Source organism: Pseudoalteromonas sp. DY56-GL79, assembly GCF_041414765.1.
In the GTDB taxonomy this organism is placed as follows: Bacteria; Pseudomonadota; Gammaproteobacteria; order Enterobacterales; family Alteromonadaceae; genus Pseudoalteromonas; species Pseudoalteromonas piscicida.
Window position 1 is genome coordinate 31,383 of sequence record NZ_JANHZS010000028.1, and the last position, 12,208, is coordinate 43,590.

The 12,208-nt window shown below is 44.5% G+C and carries 14 protein-coding genes; 2 read left to right on the forward strand and 12 right to left on the reverse strand.

The features are described from left to right. Positions 1-40: 40 nt before the first annotated feature. The 10 genes from pdxJ to rpoE form a co-directional block, all read right to left on the reverse strand. Positions 41-775 (reverse strand): pyridoxine 5'-phosphate synthase, encoded by a 735-nt coding sequence (gene pdxJ / locus NO992_RS18900; protein ID WP_371379849.1) that lies wholly within the window; start codon positions 773-775, stop codon positions 41-43. Between the two features lie 93 nt (positions 776-868). Continuing rightward, on the reverse strand, positions 869-1,561 hold the full coding sequence (gene recO, locus NO992_RS18905; protein ID WP_010371297.1) for a DNA repair protein RecO: 693 nt from the start codon (positions 1,559-1,561) through the stop codon (positions 869-871). Further along, positions 1,562-2,461, reverse strand: a complete 900-nt coding sequence (gene era, locus NO992_RS18910; RefSeq protein ID WP_010371295.1) for a GTPase Era — start codon at positions 2,459-2,461, stop codon at positions 1,562-1,564. Further along, the gene (gene rnc, locus NO992_RS18915) at positions 2,451-3,128 is read right to left on the reverse strand and encodes a ribonuclease III (RefSeq protein WP_010371291.1); all 678 of its coding nucleotides are present in this window, start codon (positions 3,126-3,128) and stop codon (positions 2,451-2,453) included. Before rnc ends, era begins: the two co-directional genes overlap by 11 nt. Positions 3,129-3,130: 2 nt before the next feature. After that, complete coding sequence (lepB, locus tag NO992_RS18920) at positions 3,131-4,066, reverse strand: signal peptidase I (RefSeq protein ID WP_010371286.1); 936 nt, start codon at positions 4,064-4,066, stop codon at positions 3,131-3,133. A gap of 12 nt (positions 4,067-4,078) precedes the next feature. Next, entirely contained in the window at positions 4,079-5,866 is a 1,788-nt protein-coding gene (lepA, locus tag NO992_RS18925; protein ID WP_017216097.1) for a translation elongation factor 4, read from the reverse strand. A 59-nt stretch (positions 5,867-5,925) separates the two neighbouring features. After that, a complete protein-coding gene (locus NO992_RS18930) occupies positions 5,926-6,384 on the reverse strand; it encodes a SoxR reducing system RseC family protein (RefSeq protein WP_010371278.1) in 459 nt (152 codons plus the stop codon). Next, on the reverse strand, positions 6,381-7,331 hold the full coding sequence (locus NO992_RS18935; RefSeq protein ID WP_010371273.1) for a MucB/RseB C-terminal domain-containing protein: 951 nt from the start codon (positions 7,329-7,331) through the stop codon (positions 6,381-6,383). The genes NO992_RS18930 and NO992_RS18935 overlap by 4 nt, the downstream gene beginning before the upstream one ends. Further along, positions 7,332-7,943 (reverse strand): sigma-E factor negative regulatory protein, encoded by a 612-nt coding sequence (locus NO992_RS18940; protein ID WP_010371270.1) that lies wholly within the window; start codon positions 7,941-7,943, stop codon positions 7,332-7,334. It lies immediately after the preceding gene. Between the two features lies 1 nt (position 7,944). Continuing rightward, positions 7,945-8,526, reverse strand: a complete 582-nt coding sequence (gene rpoE, locus NO992_RS18945) for an RNA polymerase sigma factor RpoE (protein WP_010371267.1) — start codon at positions 8,524-8,526, stop codon at positions 7,945-7,947. Between the two features lie 296 nt (positions 8,527-8,822). Between rpoE and nadB the strand changes: the two genes are divergently transcribed. After that, positions 8,823-10,424: an L-aspartate oxidase gene (gene nadB / locus NO992_RS18950; protein ID WP_010371264.1), complete on the forward strand. Its 1,602-nt coding sequence runs from the start codon at positions 8,823-8,825 to the stop codon at positions 10,422-10,424. A gap of 57 nt (positions 10,425-10,481) precedes the next feature. Here nadB and NO992_RS18955 read toward each other — a convergent pair whose 3' ends face one another. Beyond that, complete coding sequence (locus NO992_RS18955) at positions 10,482-10,895, reverse strand: protein YgfX (RefSeq protein WP_371379854.1); 414 nt, start codon at positions 10,893-10,895, stop codon at positions 10,482-10,484. After that, positions 10,876-11,127 (reverse strand): succinate dehydrogenase assembly factor 2, encoded by a 252-nt coding sequence (locus NO992_RS18960; protein ID WP_010371260.1) that lies wholly within the window; start codon positions 11,125-11,127, stop codon positions 10,876-10,878. Before NO992_RS18960 ends, NO992_RS18955 begins: the two co-directional genes overlap by 20 nt. A 160-nt stretch (positions 11,128-11,287) precedes the next feature. Between NO992_RS18960 and ygfZ the strand changes: the two genes are divergently transcribed. After that, complete coding sequence (gene ygfZ / locus NO992_RS18965) at positions 11,288-12,199, forward strand: tRNA-modifying protein YgfZ (protein ID WP_371379857.1); 912 nt, start codon at positions 11,288-11,290, stop codon at positions 12,197-12,199. Positions 12,200-12,208 lie beyond the last annotated feature (9 nt).

Consider the following 12,208-nt stretch of genomic DNA (forward strand, 5'->3'; position numbering starts at 1 on the left):
AAGGGCTGCACAGCCCTTTCGTATCCTTTACCACTAAGCGTTATGCTTGTCTCGCCTCTAACATCAAACGCTTCATATCTCGTACTGCCTTTTCCAGTCCATCGATTGCCGCTCGAGCAACAATGGCATGACCAATGTTCAGTTCGTAGATTTCTGGCATTTGTGCAATCGGTTTAACGTTATGGTAATGCAAACCATGGCCAGCGTTGACAATAAGACCTAGGCCATGAGCATACTGAACGCCTTCACGAATGCGTTCAAGCTCAGCGGTCATTTCGGTGTCGTTCTCAGCATCAGCATAAGCACCGGTGTGGATCTCAATGTAAGGCGCACCGGTTTGCTTTGCAGCATCTAGCTGCTTTTTATCCGCGTCGATGAACAAGCTTACTTTGATACCTGCATCAGCTAGACGCTGAGTTGCCGCTGTGATCCTATCTAGATTACCCGCAACGTCTAAGCCACCTTCCGTGGTTAATTCTTCGCGCTTTTCTGGCACTAGGCAAACATATTCAGGTTTAACTTCGCAAGCGATGTCGAGCATTTCGTCAGTTACTGCGATTTCTAGATTCATACGTGTTTGGAGGGTTTTTGCCATCACGTAAACATCGCGATCTTGAATATGGCGACGGTCTTCGCGTAAGTGAATAGTAATGCCGTCGGCACCTGCGTGCTCAGCTACTGCAGCTGCATGTGCTGGATCAGGATAGCTAGTGCCACGCGCCTGACGAAGCGTTGCAATATGGTCTACGTTGACGCCAAGTAAAATATCTTTCATCGTTTATCCCTTGATAATATGACGTAGCAAGTGGATTACCCACTTATTACCGCGATACCAATTTACCGATTTATACTTTTGATTAAATTGGTATTATTTCTTTGAAATAAATAGTTCTCTACTTTTCAGCCCTTGCTTACCAACCAGCGGTGCCATTAATTTTCGTGTTAATAGCTTAGCCGCCTTTCTCACGGCAAGGTCTTGGAAATCTTGATTGGCAATGGCCAATAACATACTGCCCGGTATCGTATCAGGTTCACGACCGACTGCAATAAAACCGTACTCAGATACGTACTTATACGCGGCTTTTGGCCGCACTGGATTACCTTCAGCGTCAAACTCCAGTTCCACCCCGAAACCCAATTCACCCAACAATTGCAACTCAAAACTGCGTAAGATAGGTTCCACATCTTCATCTTGGGCCAAACGCATTAAATGTAGTTGATAGAGCGCAAAGATCTGCTCTAGCGGTTCGTTGGTGGGTACCACGCGTTGTGTTAGCTCATTGAGATACAAGCCACAATATAACTGCCGCCCAACGAGTTGGATTTGGTTGTCTGTGGGCTCAAAACGGTTTACATATTTAAAGTCGTATTTGCCTGCATATTGCAGTAAAAGTAATGAAAATGGCCGCAACTGAGCATTATGTTTGAGGGATTGCTTGCCCTTTACTCGGGCAAGCATTTTGAGTTGTCCAACGCCTTCGACCAGCACGTCAAGCAGTACCTGAGAATCGCTGTAAGGTCTGCGATGTAACAGATAGGCCTGTCGAAAGTCGCTATCCAATCAGTCTTCTCCGTACCCTAAGCTACGAAGAGCACGTTCGTCGTCTGCCCAGCCAGATTTCACTTTAACCCAGCATTCGAGATAGACTTTGTTGTCTAGCATATTTTCAAGATCTTTACGCGCTTCGCGACCGATCACTTTGAGCTTTTCGCCTTTGTTGCCGATCACCATGCGTTTTTGCGATTCGCGCTCAACAAGGATCAACGCGTTTATCTGCCAAACGCCGTTGTCTTGCCACTTAAACTGTTCGATCTCAACCGTCACCGAGTACGGTAGCTCATCGCCCATAAAGCGCATCAGCTTTTCACGCACGATCTCTGCCGCCATAAAACGCATTGAGCGATCGGTAACGTAATCTTCAGGGAAATAGAATTCACATGCAGGTAAACGCTTGTGCACTTCTTCTCTGATCATATCAACGTTCTTACCTTGCTTCGCAGAGATAGGTACGATCCCGATAAAATCACCCTGTTCACTCAACCACTGAATATGTGGCATCAACAAGTCTTTATCTTTTACCTGATCGGTTTTATTCATCACCACCAAGATAGGACGACCGCTGTCTTTAACTTTAGCCAGTACCATTTCGTCATCAGGCGTCCAATGCGTCCCTTCTACGACAAAAATAACCAGTTCAACATCGCCGATTGAGCTTGATGCTGCTCGGTTCATTAAGCGGTTAATTGCACGCTTTTCTTCAATATGAAGTCCTGGCGTATCAACGTACACCGCCTGATAGTTACCCTCTGTATGGATCCCCATGATGCGGTGACGAGTGGTTTGTGGTTTACGCGAGGTAATACTTACCTTTTGCTCAACCAATTTATTTAATAGTGTCGATTTACCTACGTTAGGTCTACCGACAATGGCAATCATGCCGCAATGTGTATCAAGCGTCATTCTTTAATATCTTAAGCGCTTTTTCGGCAGCTTTTTGCTCAGCTTTACGTCGCGAGCTGCCTACTGAAATTATACTTTCCATCCCTTCCACTATACATTCGACCGTGAATGTTTGGTTGTGAGCTTGCCCTTTGGTATCTATTACAGTGTAGCCCGGTAAAGGTAATTTTCGAGCTTGTAGATACTCCTGCAGCAGCGTCTTCGGGTCTTTTTGGTTATGACCAGGTGAAATCGCAGTTAAGCGTGATTCGTACCAACTTAGTACCAAATCTCTACACACGTCGATGTCAGAGTCTAAGAAAACGGCACCAATTATGGCTTCTACTGCATCTGCGAGCGTCGACTCACGGCGAAACCCGCCGCTCTTCAGCTCACCTGGTCCTAGGCGCAGATAATCACCCAGCGCGAATTCCACACCGAATTCGGCCAGCGTTTGACCACGCACTAACGTTGAACGCATGCGGCTTAAATCACCTTCACGCGCTTTTGGAAACTTGTGATACAAAGCATTTGCAATCACAAAGCTTAAAATAGAGTCGCCCAAAAATTCGAGACGCTCGTTGTGCTGGCCTTTGTGACTGCGATGCGTCAAAGCCTGCTCAAGCAGCGCCTTATCAGAGAAGTTGTACCCTATTTTATTATAAAGTTCTTCTACGTTTCTTTTCATTTTTACTGAATACTACCTAGGCGTTCAAAACGAACACCAGTTGGAACCCACCCTGGCAAAATGCTGTCTGGGCCATTATCAAAATCAAAACTTAACCAAATAAATACCGCTCTTCCAACCAAGTTTTCATCAGGTACAAAACCCCACATACGACTATCTTGGCTGTTATTACGGTTATCACCCATCGCAAAATAACTTCCCTCTGGTACTACCCACTCATCGCGGCGAGTACCTGGTTGTTGATAGTAGCGATCTGTTAACTCTAACACTTCAGGATTAATTAAAATATCATGTTCTACGTTTGGCAAATGCTCGGTTAGACGCACTAACTGCATTGGACCTTGCGTAAACTCGTCACGATTTACAATGTCTACATCAATCTTGTTATATTCGCCACACGTCAACCCGTTTGCTTCGCTCTGCCCGTCTTCACACTTAGGTTTAATGTAAAGCTGACGATTGCGATAAACAATGTGGTCGCCCGGTAAACCAACAATACGTTTGATGAAATCAATACGCTCGTCTAGCGGAAACTTGAACACCGCAATATCACCGCGCTCAGGGGTACCCGTTTCAACAATTTTGCTACGCCACACGGGGTCTTTAATCCCATAAGCATATTTTTCCACTAGAATAAAATCGCCATCCAATAAGGTTGGCATCATTGAGCCTGATGGAATTTGAAACGGTTCAAAAATAAACGACCGGAAAATCGTGATTGCGGCAATCATAGGAAAAATTGATTTCGCGTTTTCAACAATGGCAGGTTCAGGTGCGATTTCCGCAATGATGTCGGCATCCAACTGAGTGTCAGACGCACCTTGCGCAATAGCAAGCCTAGCTTGTCTTTTTGGTGCATACACCAAATGATCGATCAACCAAATAAGGCCTGAACCGACCGTGAGTAGCACCAATAAAATTGAAAAATAACCTGCCATTTGTATTTCCTGTTACTTACCTACTTTCAATATTGCTAAGAATGCGTCTTGTGGCACTTCAACATTACCAAGTTGCTTCATACGCTTCTTACCTTCTTTTTGCTTTTGCAGTAGCTTTTTCTTACGGCTCACGTCACCACCATAACATTTCGCGATTACGTTTTTACGTAACTGTTTAACTGTACTGCGCGCAATAACGTGATTACCAATTGCAGCTTGAATAGCAATATCAAACATTTGGCGAGGGATCAATTCTCTCAGCGCTTCAGCTAACTGACGGCCACGCGTTTGTGAACCATCGCGGTGAACAATTATTGCAAGCGCATCAACGCGGTCACCATTGATCAGAATATCCACACGCACCATGTCTGATGCTTCAAAACGCTTGAAGTTGTAATCTAGTGATGCAAAACCACGGCTGGTAGACTTCAACTTATCAAAGAAATCCATCACCACTTCCGACATCGGCAATTCATAGGTTAACGCAACTTGCTTACCGTGATAGGTCATCTTGGTCTGCATACCACGCTTTTCAACACACAGCGTGATCACGTTTCCTAAATATTCTTGCGGAACGAGAATATTTGCTTCAACGATTGGTTCACGAATTTCAATAATGTCGTTTACCGGTGGTAAATCCGATGGGTTATCGATTTTCACCACACCGTGCTTAGTTTCTACTTCATAGATTACCGTTGGAGCTGTGGTGATCAGATCCATGTCGTATTCACGTTCAAGGCGCTCTTGAATGATCTCCATGTGGAGCATACCAAGGAAGCCACAACGGAAACCAAAACCTAGTGCTGTTGAGTTCTCAGGCTCGAAGAATAGTGATGCATCGTTGAGGCTCAATTTATTAAGCGCATCGCGGAAGTTTTCGTAGTCATCAGATGAAATTGGGAACATTCCCGCGTATACCTGAGGCTTCACCTTTTGGAAACCAGGCAAACGGTCTGTTGCAGAATCACGAGCCATGGTAATGGTATCACCAACTGGTGCTCCATGGATGTCTTTGATACCTGCGATAACAAAACCTACTTCACCCGTTCTCAACACCCCGGTATTAGTCTGCTTCGGTGTAAAGATACCAACCTTATCTACTTGGTGAGCTTGCTCTGTAGACATGATCTTGATCTTCTCGCCCGCTCTTAATTCACCGTTTTTAATACGTACCAATGACACTACGCCTTGGTACGGGTCAAACCATGAATCGATAATCAGTGCCTGTAGTGGCGCATTTGGCTCACCTTCTGGTGGCGGAATATCACGTACGATCACTTCGAGCACTTCATCAATGCCGATCCCCGTTTTCGCACTACAACGAACCGCTTCTAATGCTTCAATACCAACGATATCTTCAATTTCTTCGGCAACGCGAAGTGGATCAGCCTGTGGTAAGTCAATTTTGTTCAGAACCGGAATAACTTCCAAGTCCATCTCAAGTGCAGTGTAACAGTTCGCTAGTGTTTGTGCTTCTACACCTTGACCCGCATCAACAACCAATAACGCACCTTCACAAGCGGCTAGAGAGCGCGAAACTTCATAAGTGAAGTCAACGTGTCCCGGTGTATCGATAAAGTTTAGCTGGTAGGTTTCGCCATCTTTTGCTTGATAGTTAAGCGTTACACTCTGTGCTTTGATGGTAATACCGCGCTCACGTTCGATGTCCATCGAATCCAGTACCTGCTGCTGCATTTCGCGGTCTGTTAAACCTCCACAAACTTGGATTAAGCGGTCTGATAGCGTCGATTTTCCATGGTCAATGTGGGCAATAATAGAAAAGTTACGGATATGCTTCATATACTGGATTCAATACTTCTGTTAGTCACAAATAGAGATTAAGGCCTCGATTTTACATTTTATTTAGTACAATCACCATCTATTTGCGTTATTGGTAGGCTAATTGGGTAAATTTTTATCACTTTTACCTGATGTTTGAGTTTATCCCCTTGGACTCTGGCGAAAAATAAACCGAGTGCAGCACTCGTAAATGCAATAAGTATCTGCAAAGGTTCATTAAGACCAAGTACGAGAGCTGCGATAAACATGCCGGCAAAAGCAAAAAGCAATGGCATCATGTAAACATAAAACGCATGTTTCACCACATTAGTGTCGTCTAATGCCAACTTAATTTTTTGGCCAATTTCGACAGATTCCGTCAAATCTACAGGGAATTGTTTTTTGTGGGTGCCAAAGAGTTTGGCAAATACTTGGGAGCCGCATTTGCCGTTACAGCCTTCACAAGCGGGTTTTGGCTGTGCTTCTAAGTAGACAGTTGCGCCTTTTATGGCGGCAACTGTCAGAGTTTGTTCTATCATAAAGGTCTTTTCACAGACTCAGCGATTGCTTTTGCGGTCATTGCTGGAATATTTCCAACTACGGATACGTCAAAGGCACCTGTGTTGTGTACGTACACCGTTGTCGCACCTGACGAAAGCGCTCCACTTGGGCGCTGGCCCGGTAAAGGACGTTGTACAAATACCGAAATATCGACAAGGCCGTCGGAAAACAAGTAGTAGTCTGCCAGCTCATTGTTTAAATCTAACTTATGTCTGTCAGATTTTAGCAGCTCAAAGCCCTGAGGTAACCAACCAATTTGCCAATTGTTTTTCGTGCCATTCTCAAGTGTCTTCAACAATCCAGATACGGCTTCAGGAAACTGCTTTTGGGAAAGTTCTAACAATTGCTCAGCTGGGGTTTCAGTCACGCTGATATGGGTAAGCTGAAGCTGTTCTAACAACTCGCCTTGTTGGTTTACATAAGCGGATTTTAGCAACAGAGATGACTCGGTATCGATCCACAACCAATAGTTGTATTTAGCGTCGTCCTTTGCTTCTAATCTGACAAGCTGAGCAGGTCTGTCAACAATCCGACCTTTACCACCTAAGACAAAATCATAACTTTCTTTGAGGCTGTCGATATTTTTGAATAAAACTTCGGGAATAGGGCCTGCTATCGAATCTGTTTGGATGGTGTAAGGCTCAGACTTTGGTTCAAAATAAGTCACTTTGTCACCAATGCGGATCATTTCAAGTCCAGCACCATTGAGCAAACTTAAAAGCTCAAATTCAGTCCCATCTTGGTTACCATGAAGCCAACGGTAAGGCTCCATAGATTTTCCTTTCACCACGACAAACGATGCATCAAAGTTTCTATGATGCACCGCTTCTGCCATGTCTTTTAGCAGTTGTTTGGCTGATACGCTTTCATTTGCCCACAGCCAACTAGAGAAAAATACACTTACTACAACTAACAGTGCTCTCATTTATTGCTCTTTTTCCTCTTGCTTTTCAGCTGTGTTGTTTTCACCAGATTGCTGCAGCGCATATGCCATGCGAGACTGCCTTTGATGCTCTAGCACCAATGCACCAATGCGTTGTTGCTGTAACTCTCTAATGCCTTTAGCCGCTGATTCAAGCGCAGGCTCAGTTGATAAGCTCACAGGAGAAACGCCTCCAGCAAAAGGAGTAGATTGCAACTGTAACGCATCGCCCGCAGGTAAAGTCGTGTCAGTGCTTAGCGTATTAACTCCAAGCACAGCAAACAATGACACACTTGCCGCGATAGCCACTTGTGCAAACGGCTTACGCCATGCACTTAGCTCAATCACATTGCTCTTCGGCGTCGTTTCTTTCACTTGCTCAACGGCCGGCTCACTATACGTTTGCTCTTGTTCAAGTGCCGCTGCAAAGCTGCTGGTGATATCAATGCAAGGTGTGTCTTGCTTTTGACTACGCATTACATCACCAATCAAGGCATACCGAGCAAACTTTTGTTCGTCTAAACGAACATCAGTTTCAGCGTTGAGTGACAGATCACCGTCAAAAATTTGCGATGTCGTTAAATCTTCTGTCACTTGTTTTTCAGCTTGTGCCATATTAAGACTCACCTATTAATGGGTTCAAATTGTTATCTATCGCTTCCCTTGCGCGAAAAATTCTCGAACGAACTGTACCAACCGGACAATCCATAATGACAGCTATTTCCTCGTAGCTCATGCCTTCGATTTCACGCAAAGTAATTGCGGTTTTTAAATCGTCAGGCAAGCGCTCGATAGTTTTGAAAATCACTGCTTTCACTTCGTCGCTTAACAATAGATTTTCCGGTGAAGCGTTCGATCTTAATTGGTCTGCACCATCATAAAACTCAGCTTCTTCCGCATCTACGTCGTTTGCTGGCGGCTTTCGACCAAGCGCCACCAAATAATTTTTTGAACAGTTAACCGCGATTCTATACAACCAAGTATAAAATGCGCTCTCGCCCCTAAAGTTAGGCAACGCTCGATAAGCTTTAATGAACGTTTCCTGTGCCACATCTGCCACATCGCCTTGATTCGCTACATAACGAGAAATTAGCGCTGCGACTTTATTTTGATACTTGGCAACTAACAGGTTGAATGCGTTTTTATCTCCCTGTTGAACGCGTTTAACTATATCTAGATCTAAATCCTGCTCGCTCATTCGAGCCGGTACTCCTCTTTTTGCTTTTCTAAATCGTATCTAGTTGCCATCATTCACAGCTACTCTGACTTAGTACTGAATAAAAAGTTCTGTTTTTTTGTATTTTTTTTTAAAATAAACGAATTCATCCATCTTTGCGTACTAGTTCTTGGCTGCTTTTTCGCATTATTCCATTAGCAGTCACACAAAATGTTCTAAATGATTCTCATTAAACGGAACAAACTCTCTGCCTTCTATGATAGCAGATGTGGTATAAATAGCAGAATTAAACGCAAAAACAGTAAAGATCTTCGAATATGAAAAATACGACTCACCACAATACTGATGTAGTCATTATTGGTAGTGGCGCTGCTGGACTCTCTCTTGCGCTTTCTTTGGCAAACCACTGTAAGGTTACCGTGATAAGCAAAGGGGCGTTAAAAGAAGGCTCCACACTTTATGCTCAAGGTGGCATTGCCGCAGTATTCGATAAGAAAAATGACAGTATTGAATCACATGTCGAAGACACACTTGCGGCAGGCGCTGGTTTGTGTGACCGCGATGCGGTGCACTACACCGCATCAAATGCAAAAAATTGCTTGAAGTGGCTGATTGAACAAGGCGTACCATTTGATATGGAAGTGGATAGCAAAGGGAAAGAGCGCTTTCATTTAACCCGCGAAGGTGGGCATTCACATCGTCGTATATTGCACGCAGCTGATGCAACGGGTAAAGCCGTTCAAACCACATTAATTAGCCAAGTGCAGTTACACCCAAAAATTAATATACTTGAGCAATACAACGCCATCGATCTCATCAAAGATAAACATGGCGACTCAAGCGATATCAAAGGCGTTTACGTCTATAATCGCAAAGCGGATAGAGTTGAGAGCATCTCGGCTAAGTTTGTCGCTTTAGCGACGGGTGGCGCAAGTAAAGTTTACTTGTATACCTCAAATCCAGATGTTTCTTCGGGTGACGGCATCGCAATGGCGTGGCGTGCGGGTTGTCGTGTGGCCAACATGGAGTTTAACCAATTTCATCCAACCAGCTTATACCACCCTGAGCTACAAAACTTTTTAATTACCGAAGCCATGCGCGGTGAAGGCGCGCTGCTTAAACGTCCTGACGGCACACGTTTTATGCCTGACTTCGATGAGCGCGAAGAACTCGCCCCTCGCGATGTGGTCGCCCGTGCCATTGATTATGAGATGAAACGATTGGGCGCAAATTGCGTCTATCTTGATATCTCACATAAAGACAAAGAGTTCATCATAGAGCACTTCCCTACGATTTATGCTAAGTGCTTAAGTGTTGGTTTAGATATCACCAAAGAGCCAATCCCCGTAGTGCCAGCGGCGCATTATACTTGCGGTGGTGTTATGACTGACTTTAACGGTCGTACTGACATCGACAATTTATATGCAATCGGCGAAGTGGCTTACACAGGTCTACACGGCGCAAACCGCATGGCGAGTAACTCGTTGTTAGAATGCATTGTGTTTGCCCACGCTGCCGCAAAAGATATTTTAGCTAAAATCGATAATCGTCCTGAGCCATCTAAGTTACCAGATTGGGACGAAAGCCGTGTCAGCGACTCGGACGAAGAAGTAGTGATTACCCACAACTGGCACGAACTTAGATTGTTTATGTGGGATTATGTTGGCATTGTTCGCTCAACTAAACGGTTAGAACGTGCGCTACGCCGCGTTGAGTTATTACAGCAAGAGATCCATGATTATTACGCCAACTTCAGAGTGAGTAACAACCTGCTTGAATTACGTAACTTAGTACAAGTAGCTGAACTGATTATTCGCAGCGCGTTAGAACGTAAAGAAAGTCGTGGACTGCACTATACCATTGACTTCCCAGACATGGCTGAAAACTCCACACCGACCGTTTTGTCACCGACAAAATAATAATATTTGCATGTAGAGCATGTGCTGATTTTTATCGCCATGCTCTGGTCGCTGTTTCTAATTGGCTTGCAGCGCAGTGCGACAGAGTAAACGCCAGTCCGCTTCTGGTATTGCCTGTCGAGTCAAAAATATCTGCTGCTTAGCTTGGTTCGCATCCATGATTGTTAGCGCTATTTGACTATCAAACCATATGGTCGCACCAATAAGCTGCCCTTTGCAATTTATCGTTTGCGACTGTATTTCAACAAAGTTTTCTTTTGGGAGCATGAGTATAGTACCCGCCTTTGGCGTACGAGATAGAACAGTTTGCCAACTGCAATAACCCGTTACGGCAAACACGATTGCCACTAACCACCACAGCGTAGGAAATAGCAGAAAAAGGATAAAAGCGAGGCAAGAAAAAAGAACCACAAAGAAGGCGTGGTTCTGAAGATTGTGTTGAAAGTCGATTCTATACGCGGATCCGATCAAGGATTAACTTAACCATGCGTTTTAGCTCTGGATCTGGACATTCTTCATGACCCATAAACCAAGCGAATAAATCTGGATCCTCACAGGTAACTAGACGCTGAAACACGTACTTACCTTCGTCGGATAGCGCGTCATAAGCCTGCTCAACAAACGGCTCCAAAATAACGTCCAGCTCTAACATGCCACGACGGCAAGCCCATTTAACTCGAGCTTTAGGCAGTAACTCAACCATAAACTGATTAACCCCTCATAAACTATTGAGAAAATTATACCCACTGTGCAGAACATATGCCATAAAACTTATAGAAATGGCACATTGAAATCGTCCGTCCCTATCTCCACTTATGATTTTACGGTAACATTACGAAAACACTTTAATAGGGATCAATATTATGTCAATTGCTCGTGCTTATGCGCTTCCGTTCAAGGTTATTCGCATTTCAGGACAAGATAAACTTAGCTATTTGCACGGTCAGGTTACTCAAGACATTAACCTTATCAAAGAAGATAATTTTATGTGGTCTGGGCATTGTAGCCCTAAAGGCAAGCTTTGGTCTGTGTCGCGCTTAACTCGCTATCAAGACGACTACTTAATGCTTGCTGGTGTAGCCGAAGCTGAAGCATCACTTCGTGAGCTAAAAAAGTACGGCGTTTTTGCCAAAGTTGACATTGATTTTGCTGACTGCGAAGTCTTTGGCTTAATGACTCAGGACAGTAAAGCGCTTGCTACTGCCTTTGGCGTTGAGCTTTCGTCTGACGCAAGTGCTGTGGATGTTGCCAACGGCAAGCTGCTAAAACTCGCAGACGAGCGCTTTGTTTTCATCGCGTTCGAAGGCGCAAGTTTACCCGCGGACGTGGAGCAACAAAGCAATCCAGCAGCGTTTATTGCGGCCAGCATTTTAGCAGGAGAGCCAAGTCTTGATGCAGATCACGTGGACGAATTTGTACCACAAATGGTTAACCTTCAAGCCCTTAACGGGATCAGCTTTAAGAAAGGTTGCTATACTGGTCAAGAAACCGTAGCTCGTATGCGCTATCTTGGTAAAAACAAACGTGCCATGTACATAGTGACAGGCAATACAGCAGAGCGCATCGAAGAGGCAGACATTGAGCTGCAGATTGAAGACAACTGGCGTCGTGGTGGCAAGGTTATTCAACAAACCTTTGATGCAAGCAGCGGCCGTTATTATGCGCTGGCTGTGATGCCAAATGACACACCACAAGACGCGGTGCTAAGAGCAAAAAATTCACCAGAGGTGAGTCTTACTATTCAACCTCTACCTTATTCTTTAGAAGACAACTAACGGGATCTT